The sequence below is a fragment of the Polaromonas aquatica genome, from assembly GCF_050626995.1.
Taxonomy (GTDB): domain Bacteria; phylum Pseudomonadota; class Gammaproteobacteria; order Burkholderiales; family Burkholderiaceae_C; genus Polaromonas; species Polaromonas aquatica_A.
Map to the genome: position 1 here is coordinate 3155244 of NZ_CP192467.1, position 19228 is coordinate 3174471.

The window sequence follows — 19228 nt, forward strand, 5'->3', positions numbered from 1 at the left end:
AGGCGTACCGGCGGATTATCCCGGCCGGGAACGGGCTGGCGGCGTGAATGAAGGTGCTAGCCGGCCTGCGATCCCCGATGCGCCCACGCGGTAGTGTGCTTCTCGATATAACTGAAGAGCTCATACATCGCCATGGCCATCGCCCCAATCACCACCAGGCCGGCAAAGGCCAACGCCAGCCGTTGCTGTGACCCAGCGCTCTGCATCAGGTAGCCAATGCCGGAATCGCCAGCCGTCATTTCGGCCAGGACCGTGCCGACAAAAGCCAGCGTGATCGCGACTTTGAGCGAGGCGAAGAAGTAAGGCATGGAGCGCGGCAGGCCGACCTTGACCAGCACGTCCCAGCGCTTGGCGCCCAGCACACGCAGCACGTCTTCCAGCTCGGGTTCGAGTGTGGCGAGGCCCGTGGCCATGTTCACGGTGATGGGGAAAAACGAAATCAAAAAAGCCGTGAGGATGCCGGGGCCCACGCCAATGCCGAACCACACGATGAGGATGGGAACAATCGCGGCCTTGGGTACGGCGTTAAAGGCCACGAGCAGTGGATAGACCGCGGCATAGGCCAGCCGCGACGAACCGACGAGAAAACCCAGCAACACGCCGACCACGATGGACAGGCCAAAACCGACCATGGTGACCCAGAAGGTTTTCCAGGCGGCTTCGGCAATCGGGCCGGCAAATTCAGCCATGGCCTGGGCAATGGTGAGTGGTGCAGGGAAGATGAATTCCGGCACCGAGAAGCCAGCGCATACCGCCTGCCACAGCGCCACGACGATCACCAGCAGCACCCACGGCGCCCAGCGCTCGAGCTGTTTGTTATTCATGTTCATACGGCGGCTCCGCGCATCGCGCCGATGTGGCCGCGCAGCTCGTGCACGATGTCGCTGAATTCGCGGGTGTAAGTGACTTCCAGGTCACGCGGGCGCGGCAGATCAATCTCGCGCCGCACCACGAAGCGGCCCGGGCTTTTGCTCATGACATACACCGTGTCGGCCAGGAAGACTGATTCGCGCAGGTCGTGTGTGACCAGAATCACGTTGAAGCGCTGCTCTGTCCACAGGTCGCGCAGGATGCACCAAAGTTCTTCGCGCGTGAAAGCATCGAGCGCGCCGAAGGGCTCGTCGAGCAACAGCATCTTGGGTTCGTGGATCAGCGCACGGCAGATGCTCACGCGTTGCTGCATGCCGCCCGAGAGCTGCCACGGAAATTTGTCTTCGTACCCGGCCAGGCCGACCTTTTGCAACAGCTTGCGCGCCCGTTCCTCGAACTCCCTGCGCCTGGCTTTGAACTGGCTGCGGTGGGGCTCGACGATTTCGAGCGGCAGCAGCACGTTGTCGACCGTGGTGCGCCACGGCAGCAATGAAGGCGCCTGAAACGCCATGCCGGAGATTTTCAGCGGCCCGGTAACGGGCCGGCCGTCAATCAGAATGCTCCCGGCCGAAGGCATCTTCAGCCCGGTCGCCAGCTTCATGAAGGTGGACTTGCCGCAACCCGAGGGCCCGACGATGGCAATGAACTCGCCCTGGCGCACCTGCAGGTCAATCGCCTCGACGGAGAACTGCTTGCGTGCCAGCAGCTCGTCGTTGTAGGCGAGCCAGACGTCGCGAAAGTCAACAAAAGGGCTGTCAGCGGCTGCGAGGGGCATGTTTTAGGTATGAAAATGGCTGCTGGCCCAGTCAGAACGTGCGCTAGTAGCTATTAAAAGTGTAGCAATCCGGACAGGCAAAGCGCCGGCGGGCGCGGAGCCTGAATCCCTCTTATTTCTTCGGCAGCACGTTGAGCTCGGCAGCTGTGGGCAGGAAAGAGCCGTTCCACACTGCGTCGGGGTTGACACGGGTCTTGGTGCCGAAGGCGTCCGACACCTGCGAGGCCATCAGCGAGAGACGCGGGGCCTTGACCTGGCCAAAGCCTTCAGCGCGTGCGTCGGGGCTGTTGACGACGGTGTCGATGGCCAGGCGCAGGCGGCGCGTTTCCAGCGGCACATTGATGATGCCGTCGCGCGCTTTCACGAACTCGATGGCCGCGGCCGGGTCGGTCACCACGTCTTTCACGCCCTTGGTGAAGGCTTGCAGGAACGCCTTGATGGCGGCCGGATTTTCCTTGATGAGTTTGGGCGAAGCAATCACCACGTTGCCGTAGTGTTTCACGCCGAATTCTGCATAGGGCAGCACCACCACGTCTTCAGCTTTCACGCCGCGCGCTTCCAGGTTCAGCAGCGAGGTGAAGGTGAAACCGGTGATGGCATCTACATCGCCGCGGGCCAGCATGGTTTCGCGCAGTGGCGGGTCCATGGCCGTCCACTGGAAGCCGGTGATGTTATTGGCCTTGGCAAAGACCGGGAAGGCGCGGCGGCCGGCGTCAAACACCGGTGCGCCCATTTTTTTGCCGTTCAGGTCGGCGGGGGTTTTGATGCCCGATTTTTTGAGCGCCATGACAGAGGCCGGCGTGTTGTTGTAGACCATCATTACGCCGACGGGTTTGTTCGGTGCGTCCGGGTTGTTGGCGTGAAACTCCATCACCGAGGCCATGTCGGCAAAACCCATGTCGTAGGTTCCCGAGGCAACGCGCGTGACTGCCCCACCCGAGCCGTTGCCGGCGTCCACCGTCACGTCGAGCTTGTTGGCCTTGAAGTAACCCTTGGCCACCGGCGTGAGGAAGAGGGCGGCCGGGCCTTCGAAGCGCCAGTCGAGCTGGAACTTGATCGGCGTGTTTTGCGCATGGGCGCTCAGGGCTGCCAGGGCAATCACTGTGCCGGTCATCTTGACTGCAAGTTTGGGAAGAGCACGTGCGCTTTTTTTCATGGGGGAGATCTCTTGAGGAGGTTACGGGTGGATGGCAGGGCGGAATTCAATGGGAATGAGGCGAACCCTAAAACGATACAGCAAAAACAATGCCTGCCACGCCCCGGAGTAGAACTTTGGCATTGCCTTGGCTAGCTCGACGTTCTGCGTCGTACGGACGAGTTTTGCAGGTTGGTGACGCCGTTTGTCCGAAGAGCAACAAATAGCGAGCTCAGGCGCTGTCAGTGTTCGCACCTTGTAATTACTCACCAGATGCATTTAGTGATATTAGAGCCCTAACTTTCCATGGAGTCCGAATGGCTTGACAGGTCATGACTCCTCTACCTGGTCGTCCCTGCCAATCAACGGAATACCCAGAGACGACACCTGTTCAAAAGGGACTGGGACGCGCTCGTATTCGAAGCTCCACCAGGAAGACGGGGTGAGGCAGCTTTCGTTACAACTGTTTACGTTCGGACTGGACAGGCGGACTGCTTGGAGCTATGGACTGCGACGTCCCGCGCCATTTGGCAGGGTTCCCCTGTCAGTCCTGACAGGGTTGGCGCCATGAACAGTCTTTGACTATTTCTGCGGCCCGTCCATAGAGTGGTATCGAGCAGGTGACAAGGATTAAGCCGCAAGGCCGTGCAGTTCCGAAGCCTTGACAAAGCCTTGGGCGGTAGCGAAGTCATCCAGCCACGATGTATTGGGTAGGGCTTTCCACAACAAGGTTTTCATGAAAACTCCTTCTTCGCAGCTTCGCCGTCAGTTGTTGTCAATCCTGGGCCTGGGTGCCCTCGCAGGGGGAATGGGTGGGCCGGGCAGTGCCTGGGCCCAGGCTGCGACAGCGGCAGCGGTCAAAAAGCCTGCCGGGGTTGGCGGTGCGAACTGGCGCCTGCTGGTCAATGAAGCAGTGGGAGGCGATACCAACTCGTTTTTGTTGACCAACCGTTATCGGCCCGCCGCCGACTTCATCAGCGCCCAGCTCAAGGGGCGGCCTATCGTCGTGGAGCCCATGGTTGACATCAAGCGCTTCATGGCGGTGGCCCAAGGCGCCAGCAAGCCCGAGTTCGTCTTCGGAAAGTCCGTCAACCAGCTGGCCAAACTGGTGCGCGACAACGGTTATCAGCCGGTGGTGCGGCGCGCCGACCCTTACAAGGCAGCTTTCATCGTGGCCAAAGATTCGCCCATCAAAACCCTGGCGGATGCGGCTGACGCAAAGGTCATCATGCCCGACGAGTCTGCCGCCACCAGCGCGGTGGCCCTGGCGGAGCTGCGGCGGCAAAAGCTGGGCCAGATTCGGGTCACACATGTTCGCTTCCAGGAGGAAGTCGCGCAGTTTGTGAAGTCCGGGATGGGCCAGATCGGTGTGGTCAATCCGACCATTGCCAAAAAGTGGACGGAAGAGGGCGGGCGTGTCGTGGCTGAAACGCAACCGGTGGTGAACTGGTCGGTTCTTGCCGGGCCCAGCCTGGCCGCGGACATGGTGCAGCAGCTGCGCGACGCACTGCTGGCGACCAATTCAGAAAGCGCTGCAGTGATGGCTTCGATGGGCGTGAAGGCCTGGGCTAAAGCCGAACGGAAGGACTACCTGGATTTGTTGGACTACACGAGGGAGTAAAAAATGGCTACGTTGATTCAATCAAGTCGATTTTCACTTTTTCTTTCGCCATGGCGGGTCGGACTTCTGGCCGCCACATTGGCACTTTCCTGCGGCGTGCAAGCCCAGGAAAAAAGGGCGATACCGCCCAACATTGCGCAAGCTGCGGCGGAAATTGCCGCGGAACTCGCCAGCAATTGCCCATTGGCGCCGGCCGGCGACGTCAGTGCCTACACCCAGTGCCGGCAAGCCCTGTTTGGCGCCAGCCAGCTTCGCGCGCATGTGGCGCCCGTCATGCTGTGGGGCCGGCAGAACAAGAAAGACAACGCGACGCTGCGCCAGACCAACCTCACACAGTTTGCTCCGGACACGTGGACTGGCATGTACGCACCACTTTTCATGTTCAACGGCCGGCATACCGTGGAATGGGTGGCTGACGAGAGGATGTTCCTGGTTCGGCTCGAGGCGGCCTTTCGCAACCGGCTGCCGCCGGGACAGTTTCCCTACCCGTTCTGGCATGAGGAAGCCAAGTGGGCGATGTACGAAAACGCCCGCAGCATGATGCTGTGGATCAGTCCTGAGACGAGCACCATCAAAGTGGCGCAATTCACCGACGTGGCGCCCACACCAATGCTGCAGCCGGTGCTGGCGGTGCAGCATGAGAAATACCAGGGGCCGTGGCTGTGGACCGACGACAAAGGCCGCACCCAGCCTGCTGTGACCCTGTTCGACGGGTTGTACCGGCCGGAAAACCCGTACCTGGGCAACGTCGACAAGCGCTACCGGGACCTGGCGCTGCAGATGCGCGAGTCGCAGTGCGTGAATTGCCATGTACCCAACAACCCCGACAAGATGAGCCGCCTCGTGCTGCTGTCGACGCCCGCGCACGCCGCGGCAGAGGTTGACCGGTTGATCAGGGCCGTGCGGGAAGACCGCATGCCGATGGACGAGTTCAGGTTGAGCTACGCCCTGTCTGAAGACAACAAGAAATGGCTGCTTGAGAGTGCGCTGGCATTCAAGGCGACCTTGACAGCTGCCAGGCAATGGGAAGACGAGGCAGCGAAGAAGACTGTGCAATCTGCAATTAACCCTTTGAAGGTGATCAAATGAATACTCCGTTGCTGTCACAAGTTACCGGTCGCCGCGCGGTTCTTCGCGGTGTGATGGGCACCGCGGTTGCCGTGGCTGGCTTTCCCATGTTCAGCTGGAGCCAGCAGGCGGCGAGCCTGCTGGGAGGGGCGGATCGCTGGAGGCTCCTGATCAATGAGGCTGTCACGGCAGACCTCAGTATTTCGATGCTGGCCCTGCGTTACCGGGGCCTGGCCGATTACCTGGGGGGGCAGATCCGCAACAAGCAGGTGGTTGTAGATCCCGTCATCGACATCCAGAATTTCGTCCGGCAGGCATCGTCGGAGCAGAAGCCCTTGATGGTGTTTGGGAAATCCGTCAACCAGCTGTCCAAGCTGGTTCGCGACGGGGGTTACCAACCCCTGGTGCGCAGGCCCGAGCCCTACAAGGCCGCCTTTATCGTGAACAACAGTTCGCCCATCAACAACGTCGGGCAACTGAGCGGCAAGAAGATACTGATGCCCGACGAGTCTTCCGCTACGGTGGCGGTCGCGCGTGCCGAGATGCGCCGCCTGAACGTGCGCGAACCCTATATTTCCTACACGCGCTATCAGGATTCCGTGTCGGCACAGGTGGCGGCAGGCCTTGCCGAGGTGGGTGCGGTCAATCCAACCATCGCCAGGAAATGGCAGGAAGGCGGAGGCCGTGTCATTGGTGAAACCCAGCCGGTGGTGAACTGGTCGGTGCTGGCCGCCCCTGGTGTGCCGGCGGACATGATCAGCCGGCTGACGGATTCCCTGCTGGCCATGAACAGCCAGTCCGCCGGCATCATGTCCGAGATCGGCGTCAAGCAGTGGGTCAAGGCTGATCGCAAGGAATACCTTGCGCTGCTGGACTACACGCGCGAGTGACTTGCCATCAGCCCGGGCCGGGCTGCAGCAGATCGAGCAGCGTCCGCGCAATCACCTGGGTCGCGCGGCGTAGGTCTTCCAGCTCGAGGCGTTCGTCGGCGCGCTTGGCGTGCGACTCCAGCACGGTGCGCGGCCCGGCGCCGTAGATCACGCCGGGAATGCCGGCTTCCGCATAGAGCCGAACATCGGTGTACAGCGGCGTGCCCATGGCCGGGATAACCTGGCCGAAGAGCGCCTTCCCGTGCTTCTGGATCGCCTCGACCAGGGGCTTGTTGCCCGGCAGCGGCCGCATCGAGTTGGCCAGCAGCAGCCGCTTGATATCGACCGTGATGCCCTTGCAGCCGGCGGCCGCATCGGCAATCACTTTACGAATGCTGGCTTCGACTTCAGCCGGGTTCTCTTCGGGAATCATGCGGCGGTCAAGCTTGAACATCACCCTGCCTGGCACGACGTTGGTGTTGGTGCCGCCTTCAATGCGCCCCACGTTGAGGTAGGGGTGCTTGATCCCCTCCACGTGTGATGTCACCTGCTGGTAGTGCACGTTTTGTGCATACAGTGCGTTGAGGATATGCACGGCGCCCTGCAGCGCATCGATGCCCGTGTCGGGAATCGCGGCGTGCGCCATCTTGCCGTTCACCGTGACCTCCATCTGCAGGCAGCCGTTGTGCGCCGTCACAACTTCATAAGAAAAACCTGCCGCGATCAGAAGATCGGGTTTGGTCAGGCCCTTCCTGAGCAGCCAGCCCGGCCCCATTTCGCCACCGAATTCCTCGTCGTAGGTGAAGTGAAGCTCGACGCTGCCCTTGAGTGGCACGCCCAATGATTCGAGCGCACGCACCGCGAAGGTGAAGCTGGCGAAGTCGCACTTACTGACGGCCGATGCGCGCCCATAGATCTTGCCACCTTCAATCTCGCCGCCATAGGGGTCTTTGGTCCAGCCTTCGCCAGGTGGCACCACGTCGCCGTGGGCGTTGAGGGCAATGGTGATGCCTTCACCCTTGTTGCCATAGTGGCGGCGCACGATCAGGTTCGTGATGGACTCCATGCCATAGCCGCGCACATCCGCTTCGGGTACCGGGTGTTTCTCAGCCTCAAAACCAAAAGCCTTGATGAGCTCGGCCGTGCGCTCCGCGTGCGGCGCGTTGTTGCCCGGGGGCGTGTCGGTAGGCACGCGGATGAGCTGCTGCAGGAAGGCTGTTTCCTCATTGAAATGAGCGTCGATCCAGCTGTCGAGCCGGGCGTAGTCGGTAGTGAGGGTCATTGTTTTTCAGGAGAAAGATGGGTGAGCAGATGCATCAAGGCCTGGATTGCAAGTTCGATATCGTCGCTCGTGGTGCTCTCAAGCGGGTTGTGGCTGATGCCGGAGTTCTGGCCGCGTACAAAGAGCATGGCTTGCGGCATAACCTTGTGCAGCTTCATCGCGTCGTGTCCTGCCCCGCTGGGCATGCGGTGAAGCGGTACACCCAGGCTTTGCACGGCAGCTTCCCAGCGTTGCTGCCAGACGGGCGCGCTGGGGGCTGCTGCAGCGCGTTCGGTTAATTCCGTTGTGAAGTGCACGCCGCGCCGCTCACAAATGTTTTTGAGTTCGGCGAGCACGTCGGCTACCAGTGCGTCACGTTGCGCATCGACAGGTGCGCGCAAGTCCAGGGAAAAGAAGCAACGCCCCGGCACCACGTTGATGGAGCCGCTGGGCACCTGGAGCATGCCGACGGTGCCAACGGAGTCGCCGTCTTGCGCCGCGCGCCGCTCGACATACAGCAACAGCTCGGCCGCGGCCGCAGCGGCGTCGCGGCGGCGGTTCATGGGAGTTGTGCCGGCGTGACTGGCCATGCCGGTGACTTCGCACTGGTAGCGCACATTGCCATTGATGGAGGTGACAATGCCCAGTGGCAGGTCGAGCTCATTCAGGACGGGTCCCTGCTCAATATGCACTTCGACAAAGCCAAGGTAGTTGTCTGCGTCGCGTTTGATTTTTCCGATGTCTTCGGGTTTGAGACCGGCGTTGCGCATGGCCTCGCGCATGGTGATGCCGTCGGCGTCTTTCTGGTCCAGCCACTCGGGCTTGAAGTCGCCGATCAATGCGCCTGAACCCAAAAAGGTGGCCTTGTAGCGCTGGCCTTCCTCTTCGGAAAAACCGACGACTTCAAAATTGAAGGGCAGGCGCTTGCCCTGGCGGTGCAACTCGCGCACGCAGGCCATGGGCACAAAAATGCCGAGCCGGCCGTCGTACTTGCCGCCGTTGCGTACGGTGTCATAGTGGCTGCCGGTGAGCAGGGTTTTGGCGCCAGGCGTGGCTGCCTTGTAGATACCGACGACGTTGCCCACCGCGTCAATTTTCACTTCGTCAAAACCGCACGCACGCATGGTCTTGCTGATGTAGGCCGCACAGGCGCGGTGGGCGTCGGTGAGGTAGGTCACCGTGAGCTGGCCTTTTTCAAGGTAGCCAGGGTCGCTGTATTGCGACATCGTTTCTTGCCAGTCCCATACATCGTCGCCTGGTGCGGTTGCGGCAGCAAACTTGTCGTTGAGCCGCAGCTCGACCACCCGGTGGATGTTGCGCAGGTTTTCCTGCAGCTCGAAGTCAGGGTGATTCTGCAGGCGCCGTGTGAAGGTCTCGATGATTTGCTGCTTACCCAAACCGTCGCCGCGCGGGCCGCGCACCGCCAGGATGAAGGGGAACCCGAACTTCGCGTTGTAGTCGGCGTTCAGTTTTTGCAGGGTGGCGAATTCTTCGGGCGTGCAGTCGGTGAGGCGGGCCTTGCCTTGCTCATTCGTGGATTCCGCCGTCAGGCTTTTGCTGACCATGGCCTTGCCCGCCAGCTCGGGATGGGCCTGGATGAGCTTGACCTGCGCGTCCCTGCCGGCTTCGCGCAGTACTTGCGCCATGGTGTGCTTCAGGTGGGCAAGCGACTGGAAGGGACGGGCGTCCAGCGCCTTGTCGGCAATCCAGGGGGAATGCTCATAAAGGCCGTCGAGCAGTTGCAGCGCTTCGGCGCGCGGTGCGGTGTTGACCTGTTCAAGGGTGATGGCCATGGTCAGCTTTCCTGCCGGGGCTTGTAGGGATGGTGGGCCTGCCAGTGGCGGGCAATGTCGATGCGGCGGCAGATCCATACGCGCTCATGCTTTTGCACGTGGTCCAGAAAACGCTGCAGCGCCACAATGCGGCCCGGCCGTCCCAGCAAGCGGCAATGCATGCCGATGCTCAGCATCTTGGGTGACGCGCTGCCTTCGGCATAGAGCGCATCAAAACTGTCGCGCAGGTAGATAAAAAAATCATCAGCCTGCGAGAAGCCTTGCGGCAGGGAAAAACGCATGTCGTTGGTGTCCAGCGTGTAAGGGACCACCAGGCGCGGCACCATCTGGCCATCGGTGCGTGTCACCTCGGTCCAGAAAGGAAGGTCGTCGCCGTAGTAGTCGCTGTCGTACTCCAGCCGGCCGTCGTCGGCCACCAGCCGGCGCGTGTTGGGGCTGTCGCGGCCGGTGTACCAGCCCAGCGGGCGCGTGCCGGTGAGTTGTTCAATCGCATCCAGCCCCAGGCGCATGTGTTCGCGCTCGGTGGCTTCGTCGATCTGCTGGTAGTTGATCCAGCGCCAGCCATGGCAGGCGATTTCGTGGCCGAGTTCGGTGAAAGCCGCAGCCACATCGGGATGGCGCTGCAGGGCCATACCCACGCCAAAGACTGTGAGCGGCAGGCGGCGCTTTTCAAACTCGCGCAGGATGCGCCACACACCGACGCGCGAACCGTATTCGTAGATGCCTTCCATGCTCAGGTGCCGGTCGGCAAAGCTGGGCGGGTTAGCCATCTCGGACAGAAACTGTTCGGAGCCGGCGTCGCCATGCAGCACGGAGTTTTCACCGCCTTCTTCGTAATTGAGCACGAACTGCACGGCGACGCGGGCCCTGCCAGGCCAGTTGGCTTGCGGCGGGTTGCGACCGTAGCCAATCAGATCCCGCGGGTATATGGCCCCCACGCTTGTCGCTTCGCGTGCCTGCGGCGGTACGCTGCCCCTTTCAGCGGAAGTAGGGGCTAATTTTCCTTGGGGCGGCCCGGCGGAAAATTGCTTGTTATCTTTATTCATGAGAGCGCCATTGAAATGTCGTTGCCAGGCACCTTGCGGTCGAAAGCAAGATTTTCCTCGACGTGCAGCAGATGTTCGTTCATGAGGCGCACAGCCAGGTCTTCGTCCCTGGCGGCCAGCGCCTTGACGATGTTCCCGTGCTCGTCATTGGAGTGTTCAGCTGCGGTAGCCGTCTGGTACATGAGCGTGATGAGCGCGCAGCGCGAGGTCAGTTCTCCCAGCATCTGCGCCAGCACCTCGTTGCCCATGAGCTCGGCCATGCGCACATGGAAGTCGCCCAGAAGCTCGGTCCGGCCGGAAATATCGCCCAGGTCGACCGCGGATTTCTCGCGAGCGACGTGTTCTTTCAGTGCCCTGATTTTGGCGGGGGTGACCTCGCGTACGAAGGCTCGCGTCATCTCGGCTTCGAGCATGCGGCGCACGGCAAAGACTTGCCGCGCCTCCATCACGGATGGCGCGGCCACGAAAGCGCCACGGGCCGGCTCCAGGCGGATCAGGCGGTTTTGCGAGAGCTGAAACAGGGCCTGCCGCACCAGGGTGCGCGACACGCCGAAATGGTCGGCCAGCTTTTGCTCGGCCAGCTTGGTGCCAGGATGCAGCCTGTGCTCCACAATGGCCTTGGTCAGGGCTTCGACGATGCTATGGGTGGTGGACGATTCCATCGTTCGATAATAGCCGGAATGCCAAAAAGTGTATACACTTTTAGTGAACCGAAATTAAACACTCTTCAAGGACTGCCATGGGCTTGAGCACACATGTACTGGACACCATGCACGGCGTGCCGGCGGGCGGCATGAAGGCGTCGCTCTACACCACACACGCGGGGCAGGCCACACTGGTGAAGCACTTCACCCTCAATGAAGACGGCCGCAACCCGGACGGTCCGTTGTATGACAGCGCCAGCCTGAAGGCCGGTACCTACCGCCTGGTGTTCGATGTGGCGGGCTACTTCACGGCGCGCGGCGTGAAATTGCCCGAGCCGGCTTTTCTGGACAAGGTGACGCTGGACTTCGGCGTGGCCGACCCCGGGCTGCACTATCACGTGCCTCTGCTGGTGAGCCCCTGGAGCTACTCCACCTACCGCGGCAGCTGAAGACTCTCCGGACATTGGGACTTGGGGGAAGGTCGCCACCGTGTCACCGCGGCGTCATGCGTCGCGGCGACAATCGAGTGTTTTGATAACTATTCCTCTCCTCCCATGAATGTCAAGCCAATGAGCGCCCTGAGTCGCCGTCAAGCCCTGCTGTTGTCTGCAGGTACTGCTGCCAGCCTGGTAGTTCCTGCTTCTGCACTCTTGGCCCAGGCTCCCTCAAGCGCCGCGTCGGCCCCCTCCGGCATTTATCCCGACCGCGCCGTCAGGATCGTGGTGCCTTTTGCGCCCGGTGCCGGCACCGATGCCATGGCCCGCCTGATCGCGCAAAAACTCGGCGAAACCTTGAACGCCACCTTTGTGGTGGACAACCGGGCCGGCGCCTCGGGCGCCATCGGCACGCAGTATGTGGCCCAGTCGCCGGCTGACGGCTACACGCTGCTGCTGGTAGCTTCACCTTTCACCACGGTGGCGGCCTCCTTGCCCAGCGCCAATTACGATCCGCTGCGCCAGTTCACCCCGGTCGGCATGATCGCCAGTGGTCCGCTGGTCTGGGCGGCCAATACCAAGCTGCCCGCCAACACCATGAAAGAGCTGGTCACGCTGGCCAAGCAGAAGCCCGGCGCACTCAACTACGGTTCGGCCGGCGCGGGTGGTGTCAATCACCTGGTGCTGGAGCTGCTGAAGGCCCGTACCGGCACCTTCATCACGCACATTCCCTACCGCGGTGTGGCCCCTGCCACCATGGACATGATTGGCGGGCAAATCCAGCTCATCACCGGTACCATCCCGGCCTTGCTGCCCTTCATCAAGAACGGCAGCATCAAGCCGCTGGCCGTAACGAGCGCCAAACGCTCCAGCGCTCTACCAGATGTGCCCAGCATGACCGAAGCCGGCCTGGCCGGCATCGACGTCGTCAACTATTTCGCCCTGGCTGCACCCGCTGGTACGCCACCGGCCATCGTCAACATGTTGAACGCAGCGATCAACAAGGTCGTAGCCCAGCCCGATGTGATCGCACGTTTCAAGGCCGACGCGGTAGAGCCAGCCCCCGGTTCACCCGCACTGCTGGGCCACTTCATCGAAGCCGACTACCGCGCCTGGCGCAACGTCGTCAAAACCCAGAACTTAAAGATAGAGTGATGTGAACGGCTGCTGAGGCGACGCGAAAGGCGATGCGAAGCGAGCCGTAACAAGGCCAGCATGAGCCGTGGAACCGGCTTTGCCGGGCCACAGGCGGGCGGCCCCCTCGGGGGGCAGGAAGCTACACGCAGTGAGCGACCGTGGGGGCTAGTCTTGCCCTTCAGTCAGCGTGTCGAGCTGGAACTTGCCGCTCTTGTGCCAAAGCCAGGTGTCCGTATAAACCACCTTGCCCATGCGCGCAGGCGCCGGGAAGGGAGATGCCTGCTGGATGGTACGTTCGATTTCCGCGATCACCTCGGGCGCATGGCGCGGCGCCCGCATCCAGTCCAGGCGGGTCACCCGGCCCACCCTGTCGATCTCTACATTCAGCACCCCAATGGCATACAGCAGCGGCGGCATGCGGCCTTTGTAGATGCGGTCTGAATTGAGCCCGTAGATATGTGTGGCACCGTCTTCCCGGTAAGCGCGTGGCGTAGTCGCCCCGGAGCTTCTGGCTGAACCTTGCGGTCCCGCGACGGGTCCTACCACCGGAGAAGAGGGTTCTGGGGCTTTGGTGGGCGTAGGAGCCGCGGGTTCCGGCGCGGTCTTGCAGGCACTTACAACGGCTGCGGCGGCCGCCGAAAGCAGGGCCATCAACCAGAAGCGGCGTGGTGTGGAATCGGACATATCGTGTCTCATCATGCTTGCCTTTGCCGGCTTTTCTGGTGGCCGGCCCATTGGATTCTTTGTATACCTGCCATCACGCCCGGTAACTGCCCGGCGCCAAGGTGGTGCTAAGGTGGGGTCCAAGGCATTTTGCCCAATATTTTGTCCACCCACTCGCCAACTCGTCACCAATGGTTTCCAGTGTCTCCAGCCTGCAACTCGATGAATTTCTGACCCGCCTGATTTCAGAATCGGCGGTGCTGGTGCAGGTCGCGCAGACGCAAGGCTCGGTGCCGCGCGAGGCGGGCACCTGGATGGCGGTATTTGCCGATGCGCTGGTAGGCACGATAGGCGGTGGCAACCTGGAATATGACGCCATCGCCAGAGCGCGGGCGCTGCTGGCGGATGACACTGAGCGCGCCGTCCAGGGCAAGGGCGAGGCGACAACACAGCGCGTGGCGCTGGGCCCGTCGCTGGGCCAGTGCTGCGGCGGTGTGGTCCAGCTGCGCTTTGAACGTGTCGGTGCGGTTGACACGCCAGTGCTGGCTCAGCGGCTGGGACAGGCCGCGCTGACGCCGGTGGCCCTGTTCGGCGGCGGCCATGTCGGCCATGCGCTGGTGCGAGTGCTGGCACCCTTGCCTTTTTCACTCACCTGGATAGACAGCCGCGACGGCGTGTTTCCGACCAGTTTGCCACCGCGCGTGGAGGCCGAACATTCGGACCCGGTACAAGCCGCGGTGCCAGGACTGGCTCCGCAGTCCCGTGTGCTCATCATGAGTTTCAGCCACGCCGAAGACCTGGACATCGTGGCTGCCTGCCTGCTGCGCCAGCGCGAAAAATCCGACTTGCCGTACATCGGCCTGATCGGCAGCAAAACCAAATGGGCGGCCTTTCGCCATCGGCTGGAGACCAGAGGGTTTACGCCCGAGGAGCTGGCGCACATCACCAGCCCCATCGGCGTGCCAGGCGTCGCCGGCAAAGAGCCTGAAGTCATCGCCGTCGCCGTGGCAGCTCAGCTCCTTCAAACCATCAATACGACCCAAGAGGAGGCCGCGCAGGCTTTGCGCTAAAGCCCAAAGCCGATAAACTCGGATCACGAGGTCGCAGCGGAGCCGGGAAAGAAGGAGGGCCACAACCCACACTTTCTCTTGTTCGTGACCGAAGTTTTCTGCTTACAGCGCCCGCAGTGGTGAGCAGCTTTGCACAAGTTGAGCGCTAATGGAAAACTACCTCCTCGACTGGGCCAACCTGCTGCTGCGTTGGGTCCATGTCATCACCGCCATCGCATGGGTTGGCTCTTCGTTTTATTTTGTCTTTCTTGACAGCAGCCTCACGCCGCCCGAAGACGAAGACCTCAAAAAGCAGGGCGTAAGCGGCGAGCTCTGGGCCGTGCACGGCGGTGGTTTTTATCACCCCGTCAAATTCGCCGTCAAGCCGCCACAGTTGCCGACCCACCTGCACTGGTTTTACTGGGAAAGCTACAGCACCTGGCTGTCGGGCTTTGCGCTTTTCACGATCTCTTATCTGTGGAACGCCGGCACGTACCTCATCGACAAATCGCTGATGAACTGGTCGCCCGGTGCGGCCGGCGCCGTGGCGCTGTCTTTCTTTGTGGTGTTCTGGATGCTGTACGACGGTATCTGCCAGCTGTTCGGGCGCAAGAAAAATGGTGATGCCATCGTCGGCGCGCTGGTGGCGGTGCTGGTTTGTGCAGCCTCCTGGCTGGCCTGCCACTGGTTCGCCGGCCGTGCCGCCTTCCTGCTGGTGGGCGCCATGATGGCCACTGCCATGAGCGCGAATGTGTTCTTCTGGATCATCCCAGGCCAGCGCAAGGTGGTGGCCGCCATCAAGGCCGGTGAGCCGGTCGACCCCGTGCACGGCCAGCGCGGCAAGCAGCGTAGTGTGCACAACACCTACTTCACCTTGCCGGTACTGTTTGCCATGCTGAGCAACCACTACAGCTTCACCTGGAGCCATCCGCAAAACTGGCTGGTGCTGATCCTGATGATGCTGGCCGGTGCGGCCGTCCGCCAGTTCTTTGTGCTGCGCCACGGTTACAAGCTGGGCCGCAACCGGCACCCGCTGGCCTATGCGATGGTGGGGGTGGCTGTCATCATCGGCGTGATTGTGTGGATGAAACCGGAGCCGTCCGCCGCAACAGCTGCCACGACGGGCGCACCGATTGCTATCAATTCGGTAGCTACATCCCAAGGTTCAGAAATGGCTAGCGGCAAACATGACTATAAGAATGTGCAGGCCATCATGGCCCAGCGCTGCTACATGTGCCACGGCGCGCAGTTGCAGATGAAGAATGTGCGGCTTGATTCACCTGCTGCGCTGAAGAGCCACGCGCAGCAGGTCTACCAGCAGGCCGTCGTCAGCAAACTCATGCCCATGAACAACGCTACCGGCATGACCGACGCCGAACGACTGGCCGTCAAGAGCTGGTTTGAAGCGGGCGCTAAAACAGATTGAGCCTGACCTTGAGGCTGGCGCATCACGCCATGGTCGACTTCGAGAACAGGTTGAGTACCACCACGCCCGCAATGATCAGCGCCATGCCGAGCATGCCCCAGAGATCGATTTTCTGGTTGTGAACGAGAAAGCTGGTGATGCTGATCAGCACGATGCCCAGGCCCGACCAGATCGCATACGTGATGCCGGTGGGGATGGCTTTCATCGCTACCGTCAAAAGATAAAGTGCAATGCCGTAGCCGGCGATGCTGATCAAGGAAGGCACCAGCCGCGAGAAGCTGTCGCTGGACTTCAGGGCCGTGGTGGCAATGACTTCGGCAATGATGGCGATGCCCAAGGCGAGGTAGGAGTTCATGCTGCTTTCTTCTTGGGTGGTGGTGACGAACGATTCTAGGGACGGGCTTCAGCGCATTGCCCTTAAAACACCCTCCCCTTCTGCCGGGTTACTGCCCGGTTACCACGGCACAATCCGGGGTGGAGACATTTCAATGACTGCAGCAAAGACTTTCACCCCAGCCCCCACACCCGACCCGGCAAAGCAGCCGCGCGAATTCCTGGAGCATCTCTACCAGGCCGCCGTCAGGCGCGCACTGCCGCTGGAGAACACCGCGCGCTACCTGCCCACGCCGCCCACACCCGAAAGCGGCGGCCGCACCATCGTCATCGGCGCGGGCAAGGCCGGCGGCTCGATGGCGCAGGCGGTCGAAGCCCTGTGGCCGTCCGATGCGCCGCTTGAAGGCCTGGTCGTCACGCGCTACCACCATATTCCGCCGCGGCCTGAAGGCCTCAAGCAACGCATTGAGATCGTCGAAGCGTCGCACCCCGTGCCCGACGCGGCCGGCCTCGAAGCGGCCCAGCGCATCCTGGCCATGGTGCAGGGCCTGACGGCAAACGACCTGGTGCTGTGTTTGATTTCAGGTGGCGGCTCCGCGCTGCTGACCTTGCCGGCCGAAGGCCTGACGCTGGAAGACAAACAGCGCATCAACAAGGCGCTGCTCAACAGCGGCGCGAACATTTCCGAGATGAACTGCGTGCGCAAGCACCTCTCGCGCATCAAGGGCGGGCGCCTGGCTGCGGCCTGCGCGCCGGCGCGTGTGGTGACGCTCACCATCAGCGATGTGCCGGGCGACGACCCCTCCATCATCGCCAGCGGCCCCACGGTGCCCGACGCGACAAGCTGCGCCGACGCAGTGGCCATTCTTCAGCGCTACGGCATCGAAGTGCCGGGCGCCATCATGAGCCTGCTGGAGCAGGGCGCGCTGGAAACGCCCAAGCCCGGTGACGCGGCATTCAAAGGCCATGAAGTACACATGATCGCCACGCCCCAGCAAAGCCTGGAGGCCGCCGCCGCCGTGGCGCGCGAAGCCGGTTTGCAGACCTACATCCTCAGCGACGAGATGGAGGGCGAGTCCCGCGAAGTCGGCAAGGTGCATGCGGCACTGGCCCGCGCAGTGGCGATGAAGGGCCAGCCCTTCAGCAAGCCCTGCGTGATCTTGAGCGGCGGTGAAACCACCGTGACAGTGCGCAAGCAGCCCGAAGGCACGCCACGCGAACAACGTGGAAGAGGCGGTCGCGCCGGCGAGTTCTGTATGGGCCTGGCGCTGGCCCTGCAAGGCCAGAGCGGTGTGTATGCACTGGCAGCCGACACAGACGGCATTGACGGCGTGGAAGACAACGCGGGCGCCTATGTGGCGCCCGATACCTTGCAGCGCGCACTTGCCAAAGGCATGAAGCTGGACCAGTACCTGGACCGCAATGACGCTTATGGCTACTTCGAACCGCTGGGTGGGCTGGTGATTCCCGGACCGACGCACACCAATGTCAATGACTTCCGTGCGCTATTGATTTTATAGCTGCTCGCGCAGATTCTGCCTGCGCTGCGGGCCTGTTTGGTGCATAAACCGGGCAAAAAAATCCTCACACAGCCGTGAAACCACCCATGCCGGGCGCCGCGCTGATTTCCGGCGGATGCGTGACGATGGACTTGAGTTCCGGCCGCGCCTCCTGCAAAACCTGCAAGTCGGCTTGGGGCCTTCGCAAGCTGTCATCGGTCTCAAAGACCTCTTCCAGCGCCTGACACGCTGCCAGCAGTTGCGCATCGCCATGCAGGCGCCCGATGACCTGCAAACCAAACGGCATGCCGTGTTCGTCTTTGCCGCAGGGCAGGGCCAGCGCCGGGTTGGTGGCCAGCGTCACCACATAAGTCAGGCCCAGCCAGTGATAGTAGTTGCGCATGGCCTGGCCGTCGATGTTGCCGGCATACAGCTCCGTCCAGGGGAAGGGCGTCACCGGTGTGGTGGGCGCCAGGATGAGGTCGTACTGTTCGAAGGCTTTGGCAAAGCGGCGCGAGATGCGTGTCTGCTCCAGGTGCGCCCAGGCGCGGTCCGCCAGCGTGATGGCGGCGGCTATCTCCATGTTGTCCCGCACATTGGGCCCCAGCGTTTCAGGGGCCTTGCGATAGGTCTCGGCGAAGGCGGCCACAAAGCTTTCGGCACGCAAGGTGTCGAAGGCGCGGTCGGCGTCGCCCAGTTGCAGGTCGACCGGCTCGCAGTTGGCCACCAGTGGCCGGATGGCTTCCACGCGCTGGCGGAACACGCGCCGGATTTCCGGGTCCACGATGCACATCCCGAAGTCTTCCGTGGTGCCTACGCGCAGGCTTGAAAGATCCACCTGCTTCAGGGGCCAGAAGGTGGAGGCGTCCACTGGATAAGAGAGCGGGTCGTGTGCATTCGCCCCCACGCTGGCGGCAAACAGCAGCGCCGTGTCGGCCACATTGCGCCCCATCGGCCCGAGCACCGAGATCACGGACCAGCCCAGCGGCCGCGCGTCATTGGCCACCAGACCGGGTGAAGGCCGCAGGCCGACCACACCGCAAAGCGCCGCCGGAATGCGCAGCGAGCCGCCCGTGTCGGAGCCCGTGCAGATCGGCAGCATGCCGGCGGCCAGCGCGGCGGCCGAGCCGCCGGAAGAACCGCCGGCGTTGAGCGCGGGGTTGAAGGGGTTGCCCGTTGCGCCCCACACCGGATTGCGGGTGTTGGCACCGGCGCCCATGTCGGGCACATTGGTCTTGGCCGTGACGATGGCACCCGCTGCGCGCAATTTGGCCACCAGCGAATTGTCTTTCACTGGAATGTTGCCGCGCAGCCCGACATTGCCGTAGGTGGTCAGCAGGCCCGCGGTGTCCTGCAGGTCCTTCACACCCAGCGGCAATCCGTGCAACGGTCCCAACGGGCCGCCGTGCATGACCTGCGCCTCGGCCTCGCGCGCAGCCTCGCGTGCCTGTGTGAAGCCGGTCGCGCAGATCGCGTTGATGGCGGGGTTGAGGCTTTCGATGCGGCCTATGCAGGCGTCCATCAGCTCCACCGGCGACACCTCGCGGTTGCCGATCAGTCGGCGGAGTTCAACGGCGGAGAGGTCGGGAAGAGTGGATGGCATGG

18 protein-coding genes are annotated in these 19228 nt (G+C 62.3%); 8 read left to right on the plus strand and 10 right to left on the minus strand.

Annotated features, from left to right (window positions below):
* Window positions 1-56: 56 nt before the first annotated feature.
* The 3 genes from ACQ4MS_RS15110 to ACQ4MS_RS15120 form a co-directional block, all read right to left on the minus strand.
* Window positions 57-824 (minus strand): ABC transporter permease, encoded by a 768-nt coding sequence (locus ACQ4MS_RS15110; protein ID WP_431099598.1) that lies wholly within the window; start codon window positions 822-824, stop codon window positions 57-59.
* A gap of 2 nt (window positions 825-826) precedes the next feature.
* Window positions 827-1645, minus strand: a complete 819-nt coding sequence (locus tag ACQ4MS_RS15115; RefSeq protein WP_431095452.1) for an ABC transporter ATP-binding protein — start codon at window positions 1643-1645, stop codon at window positions 827-829.
* Window positions 1646-1757: 112 nt separating this feature from the next.
* A complete protein-coding gene (locus ACQ4MS_RS15120) occupies window positions 1758-2759 on the minus strand; it encodes an ABC transporter substrate-binding protein (RefSeq protein WP_431099599.1) in 1002 nt (333 codons plus the stop codon).
* 757 nt (window positions 2760-3516) lie between these two features.
* Here ACQ4MS_RS15120 and ACQ4MS_RS15125 point away from each other — a divergent pair.
* Genes ACQ4MS_RS15125 through ACQ4MS_RS15135 form a run of 3 tightly spaced genes read left to right on the plus strand, consistent with a single transcriptional unit; the run spans window position 3517 to window position 6359 of the window.
* Entirely contained in the window at window positions 3517-4401 is an 885-nt protein-coding gene (locus ACQ4MS_RS15125) for a phosphate/phosphite/phosphonate ABC transporter substrate-binding protein (RefSeq protein WP_431095453.1), read from the plus strand.
* Window positions 4402-4404: 3 nt separating this feature from the next.
* The gene (locus ACQ4MS_RS15130) at window positions 4405-5490 is read left to right on the plus strand and encodes a hypothetical protein (protein ID WP_431095454.1); all 1086 of its coding nucleotides are present in this window, start codon (window positions 4405-4407) and stop codon (window positions 5488-5490) included.
* Window positions 5487-6359 carry a phosphate/phosphite/phosphonate ABC transporter substrate-binding protein gene (locus tag ACQ4MS_RS15135; RefSeq protein WP_431095455.1) on the plus strand — a complete coding sequence of 291 codons (873 nt, stop codon included), beginning with the start codon at window positions 5487-5489 and terminating at the stop codon, window positions 6357-6359. Before ACQ4MS_RS15130 ends, ACQ4MS_RS15135 begins: the two co-directional genes overlap by 4 nt.
* 7 nt (window positions 6360-6366) lie before the next feature.
* On the opposite strand, the gene ACQ4MS_RS15140 is transcribed toward ACQ4MS_RS15135, so the two are convergent.
* The 4 genes from ACQ4MS_RS15140 to ACQ4MS_RS15155 are packed head-to-tail and all read right to left on the minus strand — an operon-like array spanning window position 6367 to window position 11100.
* The gene (locus ACQ4MS_RS15140) at window positions 6367-7620 is read right to left on the minus strand and encodes a M20 family metallopeptidase (protein WP_431095456.1); all 1254 of its coding nucleotides are present in this window, start codon (window positions 7618-7620) and stop codon (window positions 6367-6369) included.
* The gene (uraD, locus tag ACQ4MS_RS15145; RefSeq protein ID WP_431095458.1) at window positions 7617-9392 is read right to left on the minus strand and encodes a 2-oxo-4-hydroxy-4-carboxy-5-ureidoimidazoline decarboxylase; all 1776 of its coding nucleotides are present in this window, start codon (window positions 9390-9392) and stop codon (window positions 7617-7619) included. Before uraD ends, ACQ4MS_RS15140 begins: the two co-directional genes overlap by 4 nt.
* A gap of 2 nt (window positions 9393-9394) precedes the next feature.
* Window positions 9395-10438, minus strand: coding sequence for an allantoinase PuuE (gene puuE, locus ACQ4MS_RS15150; protein WP_431095459.1), 1044 nt, complete (start codon window positions 10436-10438; stop codon window positions 9395-9397).
* Window positions 10435-11100, minus strand: coding sequence for a GntR family transcriptional regulator (locus tag ACQ4MS_RS15155; protein ID WP_431095460.1), 666 nt, complete (start codon window positions 11098-11100; stop codon window positions 10435-10437). Before ACQ4MS_RS15155 ends, puuE begins: the two co-directional genes overlap by 4 nt.
* 77 nt (window positions 11101-11177) lie before the next feature.
* Between ACQ4MS_RS15155 and uraH the strand changes: the two genes are divergently transcribed.
* Both uraH and ACQ4MS_RS15165 read left to right on the plus strand, forming a co-directional pair.
* A complete protein-coding gene (gene uraH, locus ACQ4MS_RS15160; protein ID WP_431095461.1) occupies window positions 11178-11531 on the plus strand; it encodes a hydroxyisourate hydrolase in 354 nt (117 codons plus the stop codon).
* A 105-nt stretch (window positions 11532-11636) separates the two neighbouring features.
* Window positions 11637-12671, plus strand: a complete 1035-nt coding sequence (locus tag ACQ4MS_RS15165) for a tripartite tricarboxylate transporter substrate binding protein (RefSeq protein WP_431095463.1) — start codon at window positions 11637-11639, stop codon at window positions 12669-12671.
* A 147-nt stretch (window positions 12672-12818) separates the two neighbouring features.
* Here ACQ4MS_RS15165 and ACQ4MS_RS15170 read toward each other — a convergent pair whose 3' ends face one another.
* Window positions 12819-13337 carry a hypothetical protein gene (locus ACQ4MS_RS15170; RefSeq protein ID WP_431095464.1) on the minus strand — a complete coding sequence of 173 codons (519 nt, stop codon included), beginning with the start codon at window positions 13335-13337 and terminating at the stop codon, window positions 12819-12821.
* Window positions 13338-13507: 170 nt separating this feature from the next.
* On the opposite strand from ACQ4MS_RS15170, the gene xdhC reads away from it, so the two are divergent.
* Both xdhC and ACQ4MS_RS15180 read left to right on the plus strand, forming a co-directional pair.
* On the plus strand, window positions 13508-14386 hold the full coding sequence (gene xdhC, locus ACQ4MS_RS15175) for a xanthine dehydrogenase accessory protein XdhC (RefSeq protein ID WP_431095465.1): 879 nt from the start codon (window positions 13508-13510) through the stop codon (window positions 14384-14386).
* A 148-nt stretch (window positions 14387-14534) separates the two neighbouring features.
* Window positions 14535-15791, plus strand: a complete 1257-nt coding sequence (locus ACQ4MS_RS15180; protein ID WP_431095466.1) for a urate hydroxylase PuuD — start codon at window positions 14535-14537, stop codon at window positions 15789-15791.
* Window positions 15792-15813: 22 nt separating this feature from the next.
* On the opposite strand, the gene ACQ4MS_RS15185 is transcribed toward ACQ4MS_RS15180, so the two are convergent.
* Window positions 15814-16146, minus strand: coding sequence for a DMT family transporter (locus tag ACQ4MS_RS15185; protein ID WP_431095467.1), 333 nt, complete (start codon window positions 16144-16146; stop codon window positions 15814-15816).
* 133 nt (window positions 16147-16279) lie between these two features.
* Between ACQ4MS_RS15185 and ACQ4MS_RS15190 the strand changes: the two genes are divergently transcribed.
* A complete protein-coding gene (locus tag ACQ4MS_RS15190) occupies window positions 16280-17644 on the plus strand; it encodes a glycerate kinase type-2 family protein (protein ID WP_431095468.1) in 1365 nt (454 codons plus the stop codon).
* Between the two features lie 64 nt (window positions 17645-17708).
* On the opposite strand, the gene ACQ4MS_RS15195 is transcribed toward ACQ4MS_RS15190, so the two are convergent.
* Complete coding sequence (locus ACQ4MS_RS15195; protein WP_431095469.1) at window positions 17709-19226, minus strand: amidase; 1518 nt, start codon at window positions 19224-19226, stop codon at window positions 17709-17711.
* Window positions 19227-19228: the final 2 nt, after the last annotated feature.